General features: G+C 59.7%; 17 protein-coding genes. 13 read left to right on the top strand and 4 right to left on the bottom strand.

The annotated features are described in order from the left end of the window. Positions 1 to 9 precede the first annotated feature (9 nt). Together BM400_RS14270 and BM400_RS14265 are read left to right on the top strand one after the other, a co-directional pair. On the top strand, positions 10 to 2,169 hold the full coding sequence (locus tag BM400_RS14270; RefSeq protein ID WP_245781877.1) for a DUF1800 domain-containing protein: 2,160 nt from the start codon (positions 10 to 12) through the stop codon (positions 2,167 to 2,169). A gap of 90 nt (positions 2,170 to 2,259) precedes the next feature. Continuing rightward, a complete protein-coding gene (locus BM400_RS14265) occupies positions 2,260 to 3,579 on the top strand; it encodes a DUF1501 domain-containing protein (RefSeq protein WP_089839908.1) in 1,320 nt (439 codons plus the stop codon). A 335-nt stretch (positions 3,580 to 3,914) separates the two neighbouring features. Here the strand turns inward: BM400_RS14265 and BM400_RS14260 are convergent, their stop codons facing one another. Beyond that, complete coding sequence (locus BM400_RS14260) at positions 3,915 to 4,814, bottom strand: alpha/beta hydrolase (RefSeq protein WP_175529038.1); 900 nt, start codon at positions 4,812 to 4,814, stop codon at positions 3,915 to 3,917. An 86-nt stretch (positions 4,815 to 4,900) separates the two neighbouring features. On the opposite strand from BM400_RS14260, the gene BM400_RS14255 reads away from it, so the two are divergent. From BM400_RS14255 to carB, 5 genes are all read left to right on the top strand, one after another. Further along, positions 4,901 to 5,194, top strand: coding sequence for a Rieske (2Fe-2S) protein (locus tag BM400_RS14255; protein WP_281245517.1), 294 nt, complete (start codon positions 4,901 to 4,903; stop codon positions 5,192 to 5,194). 83 nt (positions 5,195 to 5,277) lie between these two features. Beyond that, positions 5,278 to 5,412: a hypothetical protein gene (locus BM400_RS22820; protein WP_281245504.1), complete on the top strand. Its 135-nt coding sequence runs from the start codon at positions 5,278 to 5,280 to the stop codon at positions 5,410 to 5,412. 154 nt (positions 5,413 to 5,566) lie between these two features. After that, a complete protein-coding gene (carA, locus tag BM400_RS14250) occupies positions 5,567 to 6,700 on the top strand; it encodes a glutamine-hydrolyzing carbamoyl-phosphate synthase small subunit (protein WP_089839904.1) in 1,134 nt (377 codons plus the stop codon). Further along, positions 6,697 to 7,980, top strand: coding sequence for a hypothetical protein (locus BM400_RS14245; RefSeq protein ID WP_089839902.1), 1,284 nt, complete (start codon positions 6,697 to 6,699; stop codon positions 7,978 to 7,980). Before carA ends, BM400_RS14245 begins: the two co-directional genes overlap by 4 nt. Before the next feature lie 33 nt (positions 7,981 to 8,013). Next, positions 8,014 to 11,292: a carbamoyl-phosphate synthase large subunit gene (carB, locus tag BM400_RS14240; protein ID WP_089839899.1), complete on the top strand. Its 3,279-nt coding sequence runs from the start codon at positions 8,014 to 8,016 to the stop codon at positions 11,290 to 11,292. Between the two features lie 331 nt (positions 11,293 to 11,623). Here carB and BM400_RS14235 read toward each other — a convergent pair whose 3' ends face one another. Beyond that, positions 11,624 to 12,112: a hypothetical protein gene (locus BM400_RS14235; protein ID WP_089839897.1), complete on the bottom strand. Its 489-nt coding sequence runs from the start codon at positions 12,110 to 12,112 to the stop codon at positions 11,624 to 11,626. A 292-nt stretch (positions 12,113 to 12,404) separates the two neighbouring features. On the opposite strand from BM400_RS14235, the gene BM400_RS14230 reads away from it, so the two are divergent. Both BM400_RS14230 and BM400_RS14225 read left to right on the top strand, forming a co-directional pair. Further along, positions 12,405 to 13,232 (top strand): alpha/beta fold hydrolase, encoded by an 828-nt coding sequence (locus BM400_RS14230; protein ID WP_175529037.1) that lies wholly within the window; start codon positions 12,405 to 12,407, stop codon positions 13,230 to 13,232. 7 nt (positions 13,233 to 13,239) lie between these two features. Then, positions 13,240 to 15,657, top strand: coding sequence for a GGDEF domain-containing protein (locus tag BM400_RS14225; RefSeq protein WP_089839893.1), 2,418 nt, complete (start codon positions 13,240 to 13,242; stop codon positions 15,655 to 15,657). Positions 15,658 to 15,738: 81 nt separating this feature from the next. On the opposite strand, the gene BM400_RS21730 is transcribed toward BM400_RS14225, so the two are convergent. Further along, a complete protein-coding gene (locus tag BM400_RS21730) occupies positions 15,739 to 15,924 on the bottom strand; it encodes a hypothetical protein (RefSeq protein WP_141223936.1) in 186 nt (61 codons plus the stop codon). On the opposite strand from BM400_RS21730, the gene BM400_RS14220 reads away from it, so the two are divergent. The 4 genes from BM400_RS14220 (at position 15,904) to BM400_RS14205 (ending at position 19,896) form a co-directional block, all read left to right on the top strand. Continuing rightward, complete coding sequence (locus BM400_RS14220) at positions 15,904 to 16,950, top strand: dihydrodipicolinate synthase family protein (protein ID WP_089839891.1); 1,047 nt, start codon at positions 15,904 to 15,906, stop codon at positions 16,948 to 16,950. The two genes, BM400_RS21730 and BM400_RS14220, sit on opposite strands and share 21 nt — an antisense overlap. After that, positions 16,950 to 18,563, top strand: a complete 1,614-nt coding sequence (gpmI, locus tag BM400_RS14215) for a 2,3-bisphosphoglycerate-independent phosphoglycerate mutase (RefSeq protein WP_089839889.1) — start codon at positions 16,950 to 16,952, stop codon at positions 18,561 to 18,563. The genes BM400_RS14220 and gpmI overlap by 1 nt, the downstream gene beginning before the upstream one ends. After that, positions 18,563 to 19,567 carry an MBL fold metallo-hydrolase gene (locus tag BM400_RS14210; protein WP_089839887.1) on the top strand — a complete coding sequence of 335 codons (1,005 nt, stop codon included), beginning with the start codon at positions 18,563 to 18,565 and terminating at the stop codon, positions 19,565 to 19,567. Before gpmI ends, BM400_RS14210 begins: the two co-directional genes overlap by 1 nt. 74 nt (positions 19,568 to 19,641) lie before the next feature. Beyond that, positions 19,642 to 19,896, top strand: a complete 255-nt coding sequence (locus tag BM400_RS14205; protein ID WP_089841946.1) for a helix-turn-helix domain-containing protein — start codon at positions 19,642 to 19,644, stop codon at positions 19,894 to 19,896. A gap of 23 nt (positions 19,897 to 19,919) precedes the next feature. Here BM400_RS14205 and BM400_RS14200 read toward each other — a convergent pair whose 3' ends face one another. Next, positions 19,920 to 20,816 carry a metallophosphoesterase gene (locus tag BM400_RS14200; RefSeq protein ID WP_089839885.1) on the bottom strand — a complete coding sequence of 299 codons (897 nt, stop codon included), beginning with the start codon at positions 20,814 to 20,816 and terminating at the stop codon, positions 19,920 to 19,922. Between the last annotated feature and the right edge of the window lie 206 nt (positions 20,817 to 21,022).

The raw sequence follows: 21,022 nt of genomic DNA, 5'->3' as shown, positions 1-21,022 counted from the left end.
GGTTCCGCTATGCGCTCGTATTGTGCTGGAAATGCTGGGGATGTGAGAACGGCTGTCGTGGCTCTGCTGTGCGTCATGATGGCAGGCCAGCCTTTGTTCGCGGTTGCGTCGGCTCCGTCGAAAAAGGTGGCGTCGAGCGAGATGAAGGGCGACGAGAGGGCGCTTCATGCGCTCAATCGGCTTACGTTTGGACCGCGGCCTGGCGATCTGGCGGCTGTCCAGCGGATGGGGCTGGAGGCCTGGTTCGAGCGGCAGTTGAATCCAGCGTCGATCGATGATACGGCCCTGGACGAGCGACTGGCGGCGTTTCCGGCGATGCAACTCCCGCAGGAAGAGCTGATGCGGAGATTCCCAAACCCTGCGGTGATTCGTATGATTGCGCGCGGGAACCTGCCTTTGCCGAATGATCCCGTGTTGCGCGCGGTCTATGCGGATCAGGTGGAGTTTTACCGGCTCCGGGAGGCGCAGAAAGGCGCCGATGGAGCGACATCGCTGGAGAAGAAGGCCGCGGATGGCGCGATGATGTCCATGGCCAACAACAAGCCGATGGATGAAAAGGGCAATGTGGCTGACCTGGCGAAGGATGGTGTGACCGCAGCCGATCCGCTGGCGGTTGCACCCGAGCAGCACCTGGACGCTTTGTACGCGCAAGACGCCGCTCAAGCTGTGCTGGAGAAGGATCCTACGGCACGGTTGCAGGCGATTCTGGCGATGAAGGCGACAGACCTGGCGGCGTTCCGGCGCAGTCTGAGCAAGCGGGAACTGGCGCAGTTGGGAGCCGGGATGACGCCGGAGCAGAAGGAGACGCTGCTGTCGCTGGGGGGGTCGCAGCGTGTAGTGGCGGGAGAACTGCTGCAGACGCGCCTGCTGCGGGACATCTATAGCGACCGTCAACTTGAGGCGGTGATGACGGACTTCTGGTTGAACCACTTCAATGTGTATGTCCGGAAGAACCAGATCGAACCGTATCTGCTGCCTGCGTTCGAACGGGACGTGATTCGTCCGCGTGCTCTTGGCAAGTTTGAAGATCTGCTGGTGGCGACTGCGAAGAGTCCGGCGATGCTCGTCTATCTGGACAATGCGCAGAGCTTTGGCCCGAATTCCAACCAGGTGAGAAGGGCAGCGGCGCGCGCTGCCCTGATAGACGATCCTGCGAAGCGTGGAGCACGGGGATTGAATGAGAACTATGGCCGCGAGTTAATGGAACTCCACACGCTGGGGGTGAACGGCGGCTATACGCAGGCCGACGTAACACAGGTGGCGAAGGTGTTTACCGGATGGACGGTAGAGCAGCCGTATCGCGGCGGAGAGTACAGTTTTGAGCCGAACCGGCATGAGCCCGGTGCGAAGACAGTGCTGGGAAAGACCATTGGACAGAGTGGCGAGAGCGAGGGGCTGCAGGTGCTGCATATGCTGGCGACCAGCCCTGCGACGGCCAAGTTCATCTCGACGAAGCTGGCGGTGCGGTTTGTCAGCGACGATCCACCACCAGCGTTGGTGGACAGAATGGCTGCATCGTTTCTTGCGAGTGGTGGCGATATGAAGGTGGTGCTACGGACAATGTTTCACTCGCCTGAGTTCTGGTCGCCCTCGGTAGATAAGGTCAAGGTAAAGACTCCGCTGGAGTTCGTGGTGTCGGCCACGCGGGCGAGCGAGGTTAATGTCGTTAACGCACAGCCGCTGGTGCAGGCTCTCGACAAGCTGGGGATGCCGCTTTATGGAATGCAGACGCCTAACGGCTACTCCTGGAAGTCGGAGCCCTGGGTGAGCACAGGGGCGCTGGTCAGTCGGATGAACTTCGCGCTTGTGCTCTCGGGGGACAGAATTCCTGGGGTTCGGACTGACTGGCGTGGTCTGCTCGATGGAGACAGCTCAGGTGTCACGCGTGTCTCGGCTGTGGTTGGAGCTTCGGTGGAGGCAGAGAAAGAACGGAAGCTTGAGAGGATTCTTCTTGGCGGTCCCGTTAGCGAGCGGACGAGGGCGACCGTGCTGGCGCAGTTTGACGATCCCACCACGAGAGCCAACGCGGAGAGGAGCTTCAATCTGCGGGATGGAGACGGCGAGGGAGGGATGCGGGCAGCCAGGCTTCGTCCTGATGGAGTTCAGGACGCGCAGGCCGCTGGAATGGCCGGACTTCTGCTTGGTTCGCCTGAGTTTCAGCGTCGATAATAGAGTGTTCTTGCAACTTCTTCGCCCTAAGCGCGTTTGCATTAACAGCCGATGCTCTGAACGTTCAGCATCATGTGTACGGAGGATGACATGGGAAATCGCAATCTGGGCCTGATGGACGAGAGCAACTGGGGATGTGACATGCACGGGCGCGATCTTGCTCGCCGCGCCATCTCGCGGCGCGGATTCATGAAGAACGGCGCGCTCGCGCTCGTCGGAACGTCGGTGATTCCGGCGTTTCTGATGAAGAGCGTAATGGCCGAAGCCACGACTGCTGCCGCGAACGGCAAGAAACTGGTGGTGCTCTTCCAGCGTGGAGCGGCGGATGGCCTGAACATTGTTGTCCCGTACCAGGAGAAGAACTACTACGCGATGCGTCCCACGATCGCGATCCAGCAAAAAGACGTGTTGGACCTGAACGGTTTTTTCGGGCTGCATCCAGCGATGGCAGCCTTCAAACCTCTCTACGATGGGGGGCACCTGGCGATCATTCATGCCGCAGGCTCACCCGATTCAACGCGTTCTCATTTCGATGCACAGGACTATATGGAGAGCGGTACCCCCGGCGTGAAGGCAACGCAGGATGGGTGGCTCAACCGTGCGCTGGCCGCTGGGCCGGTGGAAGGGAAGCCATCGGCCTTCCGCGCCGTCGCCCTGGGGACCCAGGTTCCGCGTACCCTTCAAGGGAAGCTGCCTGCGATTGCCGTGAACAACCTCGAAGACTTTTCAGTTGGCGGTAAGGGACCGCAGGCCTCGCCGATTTCGAACGCCTTCCAGGCAATGTACGACGAGAGTACCGACGCCGTGCTGCACGGCACCGGACAGGAGACGTTCGAGGCAGTCAAGATGCTGAAGGCGTCTGATCCGGCTCATTACAGGCCGGCGGCGGGCGTTGTTTATCCCGCAGGCCCGTTCGGCAACAGCCTGAAGCAGATTGCACAGTTGATGAAGGCGAATCTGGGTGTCGAAGCGGCGTTCTCGGATATCGGCGGCTGGGACACGCACCAGAATCAGGGGAACTCGACCGGTCAGCTTGCGAATCGATTGAAGGAGTTCTCGGAGTCGATTGCGGCCTTCTGGAAGGACATGGGGCAGGACGCCGACAACATCACGCTGGTGACCATGTCGGAGTTTGGCAGAACCGCCCGTCAGAATGGCACAGGCGGCACCGACCATGGTCACGCGAATGTAATGTTCGTGCTCGGCGGCAAGGTGAAGGGCGGTAAGGTCTATGGGAAGTGGCCGGGGTTATCAAATGATCAACTTAATGAGGGCCGGGATCTTGCTGTGACGACGGATTTCCGCAATGTGCTGGGTGAGGCGGCGTTCAAGACGCTGGGTTCGAAGAACCTCGAAGCGGTCTTCCCAGGGTCTCAAGTGCGCCAGGAAACATTCCTGAACTTCATCTAAGCCCCTTTACTTGCGCAAGTTAGCCGGTTGCAACTATTATCTTAGTTGCAACTTATTTTTTTGGACAACATCTGGAAGACAAGCTGCATCGTAGAACGTTTGTTGCAGAAATTCGGGCTCAGGCTGAAAAGGTCATTATTCTGTTTTCGGGATTATCTTTTTCAAGAAAATACAGAATGGTGGAAATTTAGAACAACTTTTCGCTTTGGTTTGCGTCTGAGTATATGTAGCAAGCAAACGCCGGACTTTCAGTTCCCTCGGTTCCGGCTTCCCCAATCTGCAAGGCAATTCCCATCCTTTAGTAAGGCGCCCTGAACACCGGGCGCCTTCACTCCTTAACGCGGCAGTTGGTCGAGAAAACGGACGATGCTGCCGGACAGGGGATCGGTATTCCCCGGACGGAGTTCCAGGGTCGTCTTGGGATCTGCGGCAGCGAGGAACGCCGCCGGGATGGACGCTGCGGCTGCCGGATAGCTGATGAGCAGCTTGGGCGTCTTGAGGAAGGTTAACGCCGCGAGCGAAAAATCTTCATGAAACAGGAGCCGGACTGGCAACTCGCTCACCCGGGGATCCGCCTCAGCAATCGCAATGGGCGGCGGGCCGGGACTGTCGAGGATGAGGGCGGGCAGGTCGGCGTGCAAGGAGGCCAAAGTGGTCGCAAGGGAAGCACCAACGCCGTTGCCGTAGATCACGATTTTTGCGTTGGGAATCTGGCGGCTTTCGTTCAGGTACTGCAGGGCGTGGGCGGCGTCTTCGGCCATGCGGGCCTGGTTGGGCCGCGTAGCATCGCTCTGGCCGTATCCGCGGTAGTCAAAGGCAAAGACGTTCAGACCGAGATCGTGGAGGAGCGTGATGGATTTCGCGTCGTTTGGACTCTGGGCAAGGGAAGTATCACCGCCCCGCAGGTAAAGCACTGTCAGACCTGGATAATGCGTGAGAGCCGGCGCAGCAATCCACAGACCGGAGAGCCGGGGCGCGCCGGATTCTGCGGCGTCAAAGTGTACCGGCTCGGCGGAGAGCCCAGGAAGGCCGATGAGGGGTTGGGTCGTCCTGGTCGGGTGCAGGATGAGTTGCCACTGGCCTTGATAAAAGAGCAGGCAAAGGGTGAGGTAGCCACAAAACAGGGCAGCTACGGCGACCACCCCGACAGCTTTCAGAAGCCAGATGGGATTGACGACTTCGATCTGTGCGGGAGGCTGCTGGGGGGCGGGGCGGGTAGTTTTCTTCGGCGGCATAGCTCTGGATTTACAGTAGCAGGTTGAGAAAATGGAACGGGTTAGAATCTGGAAGCGAGGATTCGGATTTGGCGCATTGGGTAAAGGTGTGCGACGTAGCGGGAGCTCCCGCATCAGGCGCCGTGATGGAGTGCGAGGTTGAAGGAATCGGTGTCTGCCTGGCGAATGTCGGAGGGAAGTTGTCGGCTCTCGACAATTGGTGCCCACATCGCCGGGGGCCTCTGGGACAGGGGTGGATCGAAGGCAATGCCGTTCTCTGCCCCTGGCACTCATGGGCTTTCGATGCGGATACAGGAGTGGCGGAGTATCCCGAGGGCGAACGTGTTGCCGTGTTTCCTGTTCAGGTACAGGGTGACGATGTGTTGATCGAGATCAGTTGAAATTGGGGTACATCCCCGATAGGCTTTCATCCATCCAAGTCAATATCGGGGTTGATATCCGGAGAGTTTTTTAGGAGAGTGCCATGAAGATTCGTCATTTGTTGCTCGGCGCGATTGCGCTGATTGTGCTGGTTGGTTCGGTTGTCCCAGCGGAAGCTCAGTACCACCGTCATCATCGTCGTCACCACCGTCATCACCGCGTGTATCGCCGCCGCTAGACTTCGGTATTTTTTGCATAAAAAGCCCGGCCTTCGCGCCGGGCTTTTTTCGTGTGGCCGGAATGCTTAAGTTCAGGGCTCAATGCTGATAGAATCAATTGAATCCACTCCTTTTTGGATTTGCACCTGTTGTTCCAACAGGTCAGGAGAGGCAATGCTGGCAATGCTGGCGCTCGAAGACGGGCGCATCTTTCGCGGTAAGGGCTTTGGCGCGGCTGTAGAGCGCACAGGCGAAGTGGTCTTCAATACATCGCTGACCGGCTACCAGGAGATCTTCACGGATCCCTCGTACGCGGGACAGATCGTGGTTTTGACGAATCCGCACATTGGAAACTATGGGACGACCCCGCATGACGCGGAGTCGTCGAAGCCATACATCGAGGGTCTCGTGACGCGGGAGTTTTCCGTGATGAGCTCGAACTGGCGTTCAACCCAGGTGGCTGATGAGTATCTGGAGCGCAATGGCGTTCCGGTGATCGCGGGCGTCGACACGCGGGCTGTCGTGCGGCACCTGCGTGCCAACGGCGTGATGCGTGGCGTAATCGCCTCAGGCGAGAACCTGAATGCGGATGACCTGGTCGCAAAGGCCCGGGCGATTCGCAAGATGGACGGCACGGATCTGGCCTCGGTGGTGAGCACGAAGGTCGTGTACGAATGGAGCGAGAGCGAACCTAAGAACCAGACGGGTGACAAGCTGCTTGGTGCTTCGTCGGACAAAGCTGTGAAGCACGTGGTGGCCTACGACTTCGGCATCAAGGAGAATATCCTCCGCATGTTGACCCGTGAGGGGTGCCGCGTGACGGTTGTGCCTGCGCGCACGCCGGCGGAAGATGTGCTGGCGATGAATCCGGATGGCGTCTTCTTCTCGAACGGCCCCGGCGATCCCGAGCCGCTCGACTACGCGATCGAAAACGTACAGAAGCTGAAGGGCAAGGCACCGTTGTTCGGCATCTGCCTCGGCCACCAGATCTTCGGACTGGCGCTTGGCGGCAAGACCTACAAGCTGAAGTTCGGACACCACGGCGGCAATCATCCGATCCTGAATCACGAGACCGGCAAGGTTGAGATTACGGCGCAGAACCACAACTTCAACGTCGATCCGGCGTCGCTGCCCGACGATGTCGAGCAGACGCACACGAACCTGAATGACGACACGCTGGCCGGTCTGAGGTCGAAGAGCGACCCGATGTTCAGCGTTCAGTATCATCCGGAGGCTAGCCCCGGACCGCACGACTCGCACTATCTGTTCCGCGACTTCCGCACGATGATGGATGAGTGGAAGGGATGACGGCAACAGCAGCCAACGCGCCATGGACCGGAAAGCTGAGGACGATGTTCTCAGACGACCGGTCGTTTTGGCGTTTGGCTGCTGCGGTTCTCGGGTTGGTTGCGCTCTTGAAGGGAATCAGAATTCCGAATCTCTGGTCGGCGACACAGGCTATGGTGAACTACGACCACGGGACGGTGAAGCGCGGGCTGTTCGGTGCGACGTTCGGCCACTGGTTCCATCTTGAGCGGTATGTGCGCTTCACGATGTTCTCGAGTGTGCTGCTCCTGATGTTCATCGGTCTGCTTGTATGGCTGGTTGAGGGAAGCGGCATCTTTTCGCGGGTGGAGCTCGGTGTTCCTGTGGTGGTCTTTGCTTCGAGTTACGCTGTCACCTACCTGGCATCGCTCATCGGCTACCTCGATATCCCGCTTGGCATCCTTGCGGTCGGTACGCTTCTGGTGCGCAACACGAAGCTGCGCTTCCTCCTTGCGGTGCCGGTATGCATCGTTGCGCTGATGATTCATGAGCTCTTCTTCATCGTCTTCCTGCCGGTCATCCTCTTCAGCTTCGTCCTCGATGCAGCGCTGATGGAAGACAGTCGGGGACGTCTCCGGATTTGGGCGATGTGCGCTGTGCTGTTCTGCATTTCGGGGGCGGTCACGGTGCGATTCGCTCAAGATAAGCTCATCACCATGGCAGAGGCCAAGGCCCTCTACGCGGAAGATGCGGCCCGCGCCGATTTTCCGGTCAAGCCTGACTTCTTCTGGGTCCTTACGCGGTCCAGCGGAAAGAATCTTCGCGTGATGAAGATCGTTTACGCGAACCGAGCCTGGGACTTTTACCTGATGATGAACGTGGTCCGGCTATTCGCGGTTGGCACCCTGTTGATGCTGCCGATTCTGGCGATCATCAGGACGTTTCCAGACAGACCGACTCGCACGGTGCTCAAGTTTGCGGCCTTCGTGGCGGCGTTCTCTCCACTCCTGATGCACGTGATCGGGTGGGACAACGCACGCTGGAACGCGCTGGTCTGCCTCACGATGTTCCTTGTCCTCCTCACGCTTACGCGCAGCCTGCCTGTGCCGTCCATTGCGCTCTCTGCCGGCTACCGCAACGCGGCGATCCTGTTTATCGCGATCAGTATGGCTACCGGCGGCGGCCTGCTCGATGACCAGGAAATCAAGACCTTTCCCTTTGCCTCTCCCGCGCGCGAGATGCTGAACATGATGCGGCACGGACGATGGGATCCACCTGCTCCAGATCCCCATCCCATCGACACGAGTTCCGCCCTCAACTAACCAAGAAGCGACACGAAGAAACGGAAGAGAAGAATGCCACGCAGGAACGACATCGCAAAGATTCTGGTAATCGGCTCGGGGCCGATTGTGATTGGCCAGTCGGCCGAGTTTGATTACTCGGGGACGCAGGCGTGTAAAGCGCTGAAGGCCGAGGGCTACGAGGTGGTGCTGGTGAACTCGAACCCGGCCTCCATCATGACGGACCCGGAGGTAGCGGATCGCACCTACATTGAGCCGCTGAACACAACGTACGTGGAAGAGATTCTGCGGGTTGAAGCGGAGATGCTGAAAGAGTCTGGCAAGCCGGGCGTCTTCGCTGTCTTGCCGACAGTCGGTGGCCAGACGGCGCTGAATCTCGCGGTCGATCTCGCCGACTCCGGTGTACTCGAAAAGCTGGGGATTGAGCTGATCGGCGCGAAGCTCGAAGCGATCAAGAAGGCTGAAGATCGCCTGCTGTTCAAAGACGCGATGAACAAGATCGGCCTCGATATGCCGAAGTCGCAGTTGGTGAACAACGTGAGCGCAGGGCTTGAATTCGCGGCCAAGATCGGTTTCCCCGTCGTGATCCGGCCTTCGTTCACGCTGGGTGGATCGGGCGGCGGCATTGCCTACAACCGCGAAGAGATGACGGACATTCTCTCGCGTGGCATCGACCTCTCGCCGGTGTCGGAGTGCCTGATCGAAGAGAGCGTTCTTGGCTGGAAAGAGTACGAGCTTGAGGTCGTGCGCGACCTGAACGACAACGTCATCATCATCTGCTCGATCGAGAACTTCGATCCGATGGGTGTACACACGGGCGACTCGATTACTGTGGCCCCGGCGCAGACCCTGACCGACCGCGAGTACCAGTGCATGCGCGATGCGGCGATTGCGGTGATTCGCGAGATCGGCGTTGAGACCGGCGGATCAAATGTGCAGTTTGCGGTGAATCCCCAGAACGGCCGGATGACCGTGATCGAGATGAACCCGCGCGTGTCGCGCTCGTCCGCATTGGCGTCCAAGGCGACGGGCTTCCCGATTGCGAAGATCGCGGCTCGCCTTGCGGTGGGCTACACGCTGGACGAACTGAAGAACGACATCACCAAGGTGACGCCGGCCTGTTTCGAGCCGACCATCGACTATGTCGTCGTCAAGATTCCCAAGTGGCAGTTCGAGAAGTTCCCCGGTGCCGACGAGGGCCTGGGGCCACAGATGAAGTCGGTGGGCGAAGTGATGGCCATCGGGCGCAGCTTCAAGGAAGCGATGATGAAGGCGGTCCGCTCGCTGGAGACGGGCAAGAAGGCAACTGCTGCGGATATTGAGCCGCGCCGCCTGACGCAGCGTCTTGTAACGCCGCATCCGGAGCGTTTGCAGTATCTGCGATACGCGTTTGAGAAGGGCATGAGCGTTCGCGAAGTTGCCCGCTTGACTGGCATGGACCCGTGGTTCCTGTCCCAGATGAAGGAGATCACGGATGAGATCAAGGCCATTGGCGAGATTCCTTTCGCGTCGGTGACTGAAGATCAATTGCGCGATGCGAAGAAGATGGGGATCTCCGATGAGCGGCTTGCGGATAGCTGGGGTGTGAGTGCGGCCGAGGTACGGCAGAAGCGCGCGAAGCTTGGTGTGATGCCGGTCTTCAAGCTGGTCGATACCTGCGCCGCTGAGTTTGAGAGCGAGACTCCTTACCTCTATAGCTGCTACGACGAGGAAGACGAGGCACCGCCGACGAAGCGCAAGAAGATCATGATTCTGGGCAGCGGACCGAACCGCATCGGGCAGGGGATCGAGTTTGATTACTGCTGCTGCCACGCCGCGTTTGCGCTGCGTGAGGATGGCTACGAGACCGTCATGGTCAACTGCAATCCTGAGACGGTCTCGACCGACTATGACACCAGCGACCGCCTCTACTTCGAGCCGCTGACGCTTGAGGATGTGCTTTCGGTCTACGAGCACGAAGCAGGCTCGGGCGCCAACATTGGGATGATCGTGCAGTTCGGCGGACAGACGCCCTTGAATCTCTCGCTTCCTCTGAAGAAAGCCGGCGTGCCGATCATCGGGACCTCTCCCGAGTCGATCGATCTTGCGGAAGATCGCAAGCGCTTTGGAAAGCTGATTACGGAACTCGCGATTCCGCAGCCTGAAGGTGCCATGGCGACCTCCGTCGAAGAGGCTCTGGCTGGGGCGAACCGTGTGGGCTACCCGGTGCTGGTGCGGCCCTCGTATGTGTTGGGCGGACGGGCCATGGTGATCGCGTACGACGATGAGGCGATCGTCAAGTACATGAGCACCGCTATCGAGTATTCTCAGGAGCGGCCGGTGCTGATCGACCACTTTCTCGAGGATGCAACCGAGGTGGACGTCGATGCGCTGTGCGATGGTGACGACGTTCTGATCGCGGGCATCATGCAGCACATCGAAGAGGCCGGCATCCACTCGGGCGACTCGTCCTGCGTGCTGCCTGCTGTCGATCTTTCGGCCGACGTGCTGGAGACGATCCGGAAGCATACCCGTGCACTGGCCAAGGCGCTCAACGTGATCGGTCTGGTCAACATTCAGTTTGCCATCCAGCGCGGCAAGGTATTCGTCATCGAGGTGAACCCACGTGCCTCGCGGACGGTGCCGTATGTTTCGAAGGCCACGGGTATTCCGCTCGCGAAGATTGCCTCCCGCCTCATGGTGGGACAGAAGTTGCAAGATCTGCTTCCGGCGGAGGTTGCGTCGGGCAAGGATCTTGGTACGGGATCGCACTTCTTCGTGAAGTCGCCGGTCTTCCCGTGGGGCAAGTTCCCGGGGGTCGATACGGTGCTCGGACCCGAGATGAAGTCGACGGGCGAGGTGATGGGTGTCGCCGACAACTTCGGCGAAGCCTTCGCCAAAGCGCAGATCGCCGCGGGCCAGTTCCTCCCTGTCAAAGGCACGATCTTCCTTAGCGTCAACGATCATGACAAGGAAGGCGCTGTGTCCCTCGCGAAGGAGTTCACCAACATGGGCTTCCACCTGGTTGCGACGCACGGCACCGCCGATGTGCTCGAAGAGGCGGGGCTTCAGCCGGAGCGGGTGTACAAGGTGAAGGAAGGCCGTCCCAACGTGGTCGATCTCATCAAGGGAGAGCGCATTCAGTTGATTGTCAACACGCCGCGCGGGCAGGACACCTTCTTCGACGAGAAGGCGATTCGGCGCGCTGCGGTGCTGGCCCGCATCCCCACCATTACGACGCTCGCGGCTGCTCGTGCCGCCGCGGAAGGCATCTCCGCTCTACAGGGCGGTACGTTGACCGTCGTCGCGTTGCAGACGTTGCATGCGGAGCGAGTTGCGGCGGGTGAGGCTTAGGCTTGGATCGTAGGTTCACCCGGGGCCTCGCCTGTTCCTGATCTGCGCAGGCGAGGTTTCCCCGCGAGGTGTATGTTGTGCATCCCCCCCCCCCCCGGAAAGATGCAAAGTATTCAAAAATCGAGGCTTAGCTCCGGACTTGATCTACAGAGTGAGTGCCACGCAGCAGGGTCCGACTTTCTGAGTCTGACCCTGTTTTTATTTTAGGAGATGGGACGGATGGAGTAGTTCACGCGCAATATCTTTAAATTCAACGACTTAGCTTGCTTTCGGGCTTGACATGCCATTTTGCAACGCTTTTTGAGATTTGAATTTTGAGTTCGTCGCTACGCTAGTCGTTATCGGTCTTGAAAGCGAGCTTCGCGCCCATCGAATACGCGATGATCGACAATGGCAGAAGACAGCCCACCAGGAAGCCGTCGCCACCCATTAAGCCGGAGCCGTTGTTGATCTCGAAGAAGGTGCGTGTGAGCTTGGAGATCGCTCCGCACTTCTCGCAGAGGCCTGGTCCCGTAGGCAGATCGAGGACCCAGACGCAGACGACGGAGAAGAGCAAGAGACCGGAGATCCAGACGTACCCGGCGACCGAGCCACCCTGGATCTTCGCAATGAAGAAGCCGCCGATCAGAGGGACCAAAGCGCCCAGTCCGAGTCCAATGAGCTTTGGTCCGGAGGAGTCCTGATCGAGTTGCATGAAGTACATCGTCGCGACAACTGCAGCGAGCAGAACGAGCGCGATCATCGTGTGCAGGACAAACCACATAGCCTCGCGGCCCAGGTCGCCTACGGTTTTGCCTGCTATCAGTTCTTCGTCAAGCATAGGGTCGCTCTTTTTTGAGTCGGTTCTTCGCGCTGTTCCAATGGAAGATACGGTCTCCCTAGCTTACTTGCACAGGGTGCGAATTGCGAAAAAGTATCATGAGGTTTTCTGCGCGAGAGAATCCTGCTTGCACTAATCCCTGTGGGTTCGCACTCGATAGACTGCAGCCGGACCCTCGTTGAAAGTTCAGCATATTGCACGACCAGGTTTAGATTTTGATGGCCCCCATCTTCAATCTAGATATGTTGTCGGGACGACAAAGATGCTTTATTCTCCACGGACGGGGTGCTGCATGGCTTTGACATACGTTTCGGAAGGTGTTCCCCTCGCTGGCCTGGATTGGTGCGGGCGGCACAGGGTCACCGTTACCGGGACCAAAGGACCCCTGGTGGTATTGCAGCACGGTTTTGGGACAGATCAAAGTTGCTGGCACAAGGTGCTTCCGTCGCTTACCGATGACTACCGTATTATCCGGATGGATCTTGCCGGTGCAAGTTCGCCGGAGGCCTTTGACGCCCGTCAATACGACCAGATCGATGCTTACGCGGACGATCTGCTAAGGGTGCTTCACGAGCTGGAGGTCGAAGAGTGTCTCTACATTGGCGCTTCGGTCGGATGCATGGTGGGCATGCTGGCCGCGCTCTCACAGCCTTCCATGTTCACCAAACTTATCTTCATCGCCGGATCGCCACGCTATCTGAATGATGGTGCCTATACGGGCGGGTTCGAACAGAGCGATCTCGACGGACTCTACGCGGCGATGCACAACGACTACCAGGGATGGATCTCCGGATTTGCGCCTCTTGCGGTACGAAGCGTTCCTCAGAGTGCAGCGGTCAAAGAGTTTTCGGAGAGCCTCTTCCGTTATCGTCCGGACATTGCGTTGAGTATGGCGCGGACGATCTTTCAAAGCGATTTTCGAGCCCATTTGCCTTTGCTCCAGACACCGACCGTTCTTCTGCAAACGAAGAACGACATCGCGGTGCCTGAGGCGGTCGGCGAATATCTTCGGCAGCACATCAGGGACTCCAAACTAGAGTTGCTGCCGGTTGAAGGACATTTTCCCCATCTGGTTGCGCCGGATCTCGTTGCCGGTGCTCTACGCAGGCACTTGGCATGAGGTCTGGATGAGCGATGTAAGCAGGGCTCCGATTCTGGATCAAGCCCTCAATGATGACGAAGCCGCTCTGCCGGCATTGCTGGAACTCCTTGTGATCTCCGCCGGGGCCGATGGCGCGATGGTCTCCGTGGGGGCTGGAACGCAGCAGCAGACGGTGTTGAGCTCGATGCCGTCCGGTCTGGGCGGCCGCCAGCAGCAGCTTAGCGCTGAGCTTCTCGCGACATGCGGGAAGGGGATCACGCCCACGGGAAGGATGCTGTTGCCCGTTTCGTTGCTGTCCTGGCTGGGATTTCTGCCGAAGGCGGTATGCAGCGTGCGGGTTACGGATGATCCTGGCGCACTCATCTACTTGTTTTTCTGGTGGAGGGAGATGCCGGTGCCGCACCCGAGTTTGCCTGCCATCGAGCGCCAGGGGATTCTTCTGCTCCGCAGCTTTGCCGGACGCTATGGTTCGGCTTTGCGTCTGCTTCGCCTGCAGGAGCGTCTCGATACCGTGCTGCTGAACGTATCGCTGGGGATCGTCTTTATGGATCTGCTTGCGGGGAGCCTTTTGAATCCGCTCGCGGCAGAGTGGCTCGGGCTACCGGTGGAGACACGGGAGACCGCCAAGGTCGTCGCAGCCATGAGGAGAGTACAAAACTCCTGCACTGTGGTGCCCGGAGAGTCCAGCGAAGAGGATGGCCAGAAGGGGACGACAGAATACTGGATTTGGGAGAAACGCGGCTTGGTGCTTCGCGTGGAAAGCCATCCGATGGGAGAAGCGAGTTCGCCGGGGCGTTTCTGGGTATTTACGGATGTGAAGCCGTTGTGGGACTCGGGCGAAAAACTGAAGTCGGCGAACAAGGTGCTCCAGCGCAACATTGGCCTGCTGGCCGAGGAGATGCAGCGTCGCATGGAGGCCGAGGAGGAGCTACGCCGTTACAACCTGGGTCTCAAAGAGCAGAATGCGGAGCTCGAAATCGGCAAGCTGCAGAGCGACCTGCTGGCGAATCAGGATGCGGTGACGGGACTGGCAAACGGACGTCGGTTTCGCAGCGGCCTGGAAGAGCTTCTGGCTGAGGCACGGCGCGATGGGGACCGTGTGGCTGTGCTGTTCCTGGACCTGGATCGGTTCAAGGCTGTGAACGATATTTGTGGCCACGAGCAGGGAGACGTTTTGCTGCGCAAGGTTGGCGAGATTCTAACGACGTCGCTGCGCCGGGACGATGTGGTCGCCCGGATGGGCGGCGACGAATTTACCTGCGCGATGAAGGTGAAGGGCGACGAGGGTTATGCGGACCTGACGGCGACTACGGAGCGTCTTTGCGACGCGCTGCGGATCGATGTCGACGCTCCAGGGCACGCGATTCAGGTGAGCGCAAGCATCGGTCTTGCGGTCTTTCCGGAAGATGCCGGAGACTCAGCGAGCCTGTTGCGAGCCGCCGACAATGCCATGTACCTGGCGAAGCGAGGCGGGGGACGCGGAGTGGTCTTTTTCGGGGAGAGCAGGGGCGGATTCGGTCCCGGAGCGCGCGGTTGCCCTCTCCGGGAAGAAGAAACGAGTTTAGGGCTTCGCTTTGACCTTGCTGCTGGAGGGCTTCGGCGGACTCGCCGCGCGAGCTGCCTGCAGACGAGCCGGCGGGATAAAGATGCCGGTCAGACGCGAGAGCCCCTTTCGTCGCGGTGCAGGAGGAATAAAGGGCTGTTCGTTGCTCGAACGTGGCGTGGCCTTCTCGACGAGGAGAAGCAGATCGAGCACCGTATCGGCGTCGACATCCTCATCGCCGGGCGGCATATGACGGTCGGTCTGGTAGAGCAGATTTGCGTAGAGATCGGCGATCTGGACCCGGTTCAGCTGAAGAACGGTGGTCAGCGAATCGCTCAGGCGGGTTCTCATGCGGTTGCGATAATAGGGAAGCAGAAGCTTGAACGCCTCCTTTGCCACCTTGGGGCTGACCCCCCTGTTTCCGACATGTTCGGTGAACTCCTGCAGCGTGATCTCCTTGCGCGGCGCAAGCTGTTTCGTCGTCTTATGCGAAGTGAGGGCGCTGCTGATGCCCTTGAGGATCGCGTAGAGGACAATGAGCGCAATAAAGCCCACCGCATAGGGAATCGCTGCTACAACGCCGGACTGCACGGCGTGATTCTGCGCGTGGGCGGCATCGTTCCAGCCGTTGAAGAGCGCATCGAGATAGGTCGCGGTGCCATTGAAGTTGAAGATATAGGCCGCGAAAAGCACGCCGCCGAGTCCCATCATGAGGGTGCCGGGATGGGACATGATCCCCGTGCGCGTGAGGGAAGGATCGGTCGCCCGTCGCTGCGGATCGGTCGCGCGGCGATGAGGATGAGCGGCTCCCGGATTGCGATCGGCAAAGCGACGTTGCTGGGGCTGCGGGGTTTGCGGCGTCGGGGTTCTGGGAGTCTGCTCCATGTCAAGATCCTTTAGCCCGTTCGTGCGGGGCACTCTCTGCGTACTTTGAATGTCCGGTGTGTGACATGTGAATCCTACGTGGGTGAGCGCGCAGGGTCAACGAAGTATTGTAACCACGCTGGTTCCATTGCTTTTGCCAACGAAAAAAAACGGATCGCGCATGCGGTCAAAAAAAACCAGAGTGAAATCACTTTCGCGCACGCCCGCATGAATCTTGCGGATGACCCGAGTGATGCAGCCGGAACGCTCTAAAATAGAGGGATGTTGCTCGATGGAATTCATGTACCCCTTACGACTCCGTTTTATCCGGATGGCCGCCTCAATCTACGCAAGCTGGAACACAATGTAGACCGCTACTCGCGCACTCCGGTTGCGGGGATGATTGTGCTGGGTGCGAACGGCGAACCGAACACGCTGAGTGACGTCGAGACCCGCGAAGCGCTCGAAGCTGCTGTGGCGATGGCTGCGGACGAGAAGGTGATGCTCGCGGGTGTGGCCCGGGACGGTGTGTCCTCGGCACTCGAGGTTGCCGCGATTGCGGCCGGGCTGCGATACGACGGAGTTGTGCTGCGCCTGCCGCCGACGTTACTCGGAGGAGGTGTGCGGGAGATTCTGACTTATTTCCAGGCCATCGCGGACGGCTCCGCGCTGCCTGTGCTGCTGACCAGCGCACCTGGCCGCGAGTTGACCGTGGAGACGATTGCGGAGCTGGCGGGTCATCCCCAGATCATGGGAGTTGTCGAAGGAAGCGGACGGATCGCGGCGCTCAAGGCGGCAACCTCCTTCGTCAAGCGCACGGCGACGGTGACGACGATCTTTGCCGCCGTGACGGAGCGGATGCTCGCGAAGGCGATCGCTCCCGTCGCGGGTTCTGGCAGCTATATTGCTCTCGAAAGCCTTGGCACCGGGACCGCAGTGGCGGTGGCGCCTCCGGTGGCGGGTCCGGGACTGAAGACGCGCACGCGTGAGACGGGGTTCCAGGTGCTTGGCGGATCGACCGTTGAGATGCTGACCGCCTTTCGTGCGGGTGCCCTGGGGGCCGTGCCGCGGATGGCAGCATGTGCACCTCAGGCCTGTTACGAGGTGTTCGCGGGATGGAAAGATGGTGACGAGGGGCTGGCCGAAGAGAAGCAATCCCGGCTCATCCAGGCATCTCACCGGATCGAAGGGGAACTGGGTGTGCCCGGCTTGAAGTACGCGTGCGACCTGAACGGATACTTCGGTGGACGTCCTCGACTCCCGTTTGTGATGGCCTCCGGCACGGAGAAGGCCGAGATCGACGAGTTGATGCGGGGGATGAGGAACTAATGGCGAAGCCAGTTGTTTTGACGATTCTGGACGGATGGGGCTATCGGGCCGAGACGCACGGCAACGCGATTGCCATGGCGCGCAAGCCTGTCTATGACGGCCTGATGCGCGACTATCCCAATACGCTGCTGCGCGCAAGTGAGCACTTCGTCGGCCTGCCAGACGGGCAGATGGGGAACTCGGAGGTCGGTCACCTGAATCTTGGGGCCGGTCGCATTGTGCGTATGGATATGACGCGCATCGACACCGCCATTGCGACCGGGGAGCTCTTCAAGGACCCCACACTGGTGCGTGCCTATGAACTTGCCGGGCAGAAAGGAAGGGCGCTGCATCTGATTGGGCTTCTCTCCGATGGTGGGGTTCACTCGCACCAAAGACACCTCTTTGCCTTGCTGCGAATGGCCGCCGAGCACAAATTGACCCAGGTCTATGTACACGCCTTTATGGATGGCCGGGACACCATGCCTTCGAGCGGTCTCGCGTCACTCGAGGAGCTGGAGCAGAAGTTCGCGGAGTACGGGGTGGGCCGCCTGGCGAGCTGTTCGGGCCGGTACTTCGCCATGGATCGCGATCTACGCTGGGAGAAGGAGAAGCAGGCCTTCGATGCCATGGTTACGGGTACGTCTGAAGGCGGAGCGTATCGCGACGCGGCGGCCCGCATCCGGGAGTGCTACTCGAATGGTGTGACGGATGAATTCATTCCGCCGTTTACCTGTCTGGATGGCGAAGACAAGCCGGTTGGACTGATCCGCGATGAGGATGTGGTCGTCAACTTCAACTATCGCGCGGACCGCGTGCGGCAGATCACCCGCGTACTGACGCGGCGCTCCGGATTGACCCAGGACCCGGTTGGCAGCCAAGGTCTGGCGCTGCCCAAGGGCGTGGAGTTGGATGAGGCGATCCCTCTCCACGCTGTGCCGAAGGACCTGCACTATGTCTGCATGACGCAGTACGACAAGAACTTCAAGCTGCCTATCGTCATCCCGGCCGAGAGCATGGACAATCTGCTCGCTAACCTGATGGCGCAGGCAAATCTCCGCAATCTGCGTGTCGCTGAGACCGAGAAATACGCTCACGTCACGTACTTCTTCAATGGCGGAATCGAGAAGCCGTTCCCCGGCGAGGATCGCGCTTTGGTGCCATCCAAGAAGGTCGCGACCTACGATCTCGCGCCGGAGATGTCGGCCGCGGGGATCGCGGACGCCGTCATCAAGGCAGTCAACGACACCGCCTTCGACGTTGTCATCGTCAACTTTGCGAACGCCGACATGGTGGGTCACTCGGGCAAGATGGAGCCGACCGTCAAGGCCGTCGAAACCGTCGATACCGAACTCGGTAGAATCTACCGGGCCGTGCAACAGCGGGGTGGCTCCCTTCTCGTTACCGCCGACCACGGCAACGCCGAGATGCTGATCGATCCGCTGACCGGCGGCCCGCATACCGCGCACACCACCAACCCCGTGCCGTTCCTGCTGATTACAGAAGACGGTCGCAAGGTAGGAGTCAGGGATGGTGGAAGCCTTCGCGATATCTCTCCGACCATGCTCGGTCTGCTTGGACTCGACAGGCCTGACCAGATGACCGGCGGCGATCTGCGCGTGAGGCTCAGCTAATGGGAGTGCTGCAGCGGGCAAAAAAAGTGGGGAAGCAGTTCCAGAATCCCGTCCCAACGATGGTCGGCGGCCTGAGCATGATGTTCAAGGTGCTTCCTCTCTACCTCTTCAACAAGGAGGAGAAGTCCCCGATTCTGCCCATTGGCCCGTTTCAAACCGATCCCAAGGTCTATCTCACCCCACCTCCAAGCGGGTTGCGGGTCACTTGGTTCGGTCACAGTTCCAGCCTGGTGGAGATCGACGGTCTCCGGGTGCTGATCGATCCGGTCTGGGACGAGCGGGCGTCGCCCGTGCAGTGGAGCGGTCCGAAGCGGTTCTTCGCGCCGACGATCGATCTGGAGGCGTTGCCAAGGGTAGATGTTGTGCTGATCTCGCACGACCACTATGACCATCTTGGCGAAGGCTCGGTGCGGCGGCTCGCTTTGGCGATGCCGGGCACGCGATGGGTCACTTCGCTCGGGGTCGGGGAGATTCTCTCGAGATTTGGGGTGCCTGAAGGGCGCATTACGGAGCTCGATTGGACGGGCGAGACCAACATCGATGGCCTCACCATCACCTCCGTCCCATCCCGCCACTTCTCCGGACGGAGCCTTTTCAACCGATTTGAAACCCTTTGGGGTGCCTTTGTGCTGAAGGGGTCGCACCACACCGTCTACTTTGGAGCGGATACCGGCTGGTGGGACGGCTTTGGCGAGATCGCCGCTCAATACGGGCCGTTCGACCTGACCATGCTGGAGATTGGCGCCTATCATCCGCTGTGGGGCGACATCCACCTCGGACCCGACCATGCACTCCGTGCCTTTGAGGCGATGGGTGCGCACGGCCTGATGATGCCGATCCACTGGGGCCTCTTCGACCTGGCGCTGCACGGCTGGAAGCAGCCGATCGCGCGCTTGACCGCAGTCGCCAGCGAGAAGAACATCCCTGTCTGGTCGCCCGAACCCGGCCTGCCCAGCGACGTTTTCCCGGGTCAAGAACTACCGGCAACATGGTGGCAAAAATAGATTTGCCTTGTAAGGTTGTGGAAAAGACGGTACAACGGTTGGGCTGAGTGGTTTTCACCCCAAAGGAGTTTGCGATGGCTGGAGCGGTGCAGGTGATGGTCCGTGAGGTGATGGATATCCGGCAGGCGGCGGAGTATCTGGGAATCAGCGGGGACACGCTTTATCGCTATGCCTCCGAAGGATTTGTCCCGGCGTTCAAGCTTGGGAACCGCTGGCGCTTCAAGAAGAGCCTTCTCGACGGCTGGATGGTGGAGAAGAGCGGTGGCACGCCTGCTCCCGCGGCACCCGTTGTGGTCGAAGAAAAGAAGCCGGTGCGACGGGCTCGTTAGTCCGTGAAAGCGCTGATCCCGGATCAGGCACGTGACAGCGTGATCGTCGTAATCTCCGGGGGGCAATTGAAGCGAATCGGCACTCCGACGGTTCCTAGGCCCCTGTTCACATAGAGTTGCAGCGATCCAAACCGATAGTGCCCGTGGGCATACTTCTTTCCCATGGGGGGAAGAATCAGCGGACCGATGCCCGGTAAGCGAACCTGTCCGCCGTGCGTGTGTCCGGAGAGCACAAGATCCACTTTTCCGCCGTCCGGGTGCCTCAGAACATCGTCCACGTAGTCCGGGGCATGCGCCATCAGGATGACAGGTGCATCCGGGTTTCGGGGCATGGCAAGCCCGAGATTCGGCCGGCTCGTTGCCGGGTCAGCGACTCCGCCGATCCAGATATGCTGGCCGCTCCGCTCAATCGGAACGTACTGATTGACCAGGACCGGGGTGTCGCGCCCGCGCAGGATGCCGGCGATATAGTCCGCGCCGACCGCAGAGTCGTGATTTCCCAGGCATCCCATCCGCTGGGGACAGGTAAGTCCCCGCAAAGCCTCCGCGACCTGGTAGATGTCCTGCTCCGGGACATGGCGGGGCGGCCCATGCGTGATGAAGTCCCCGGTGATTAGCACCAGATCAGCGGATAAGGCATTGACTTCCTGAATAATGTGATTGAAAAACGAAGGCTCGGTGTACTCGTCGAAGTGAATGTCCGAGATCTGGACGATGCGAAATCCCTGGAAGGCTTCGGGTAAATTGCGGACGGCAACCGGAACTTCGATGTGCTGGAGTGCGTGGCGCGCAAATTCGCAGGAATAGAGGGTAGTTCCCGCTACTGCAAGGCCCGCACCCATCAGCAGACTGCGCCGCGTGACGGATCTTGAATGAAGGGCCGGCGTTTCAGTCTTCTGCTCTTCTGCAAAAGGGCGCATACCTCCATCGTATCTGGTTGTGGCGAGCAAAGGATACGGCCTCCGAAATATCGGAGGCCGTATCGAGGGGGAGGACATGAAATTCTGGAACGTGCGAGGCGCAAACGCCTCGGGTCACTCAGGATCTCAAGTAGCTCCGATGAGACATAGCGATGGATGGTTGCCCCTCCCCCCACGAATCTTCTTCGCTTACTCGAGGGGAGATA

The organism is Granulicella pectinivorans (genome assembly GCF_900114625.1).
Taxonomy (GTDB): Bacteria; Acidobacteriota; Terriglobia; order Terriglobales; family Acidobacteriaceae; genus Edaphobacter; species Edaphobacter pectinivorans.
This window is presented reverse-complemented; position numbering and strand designations above follow the sequence as displayed.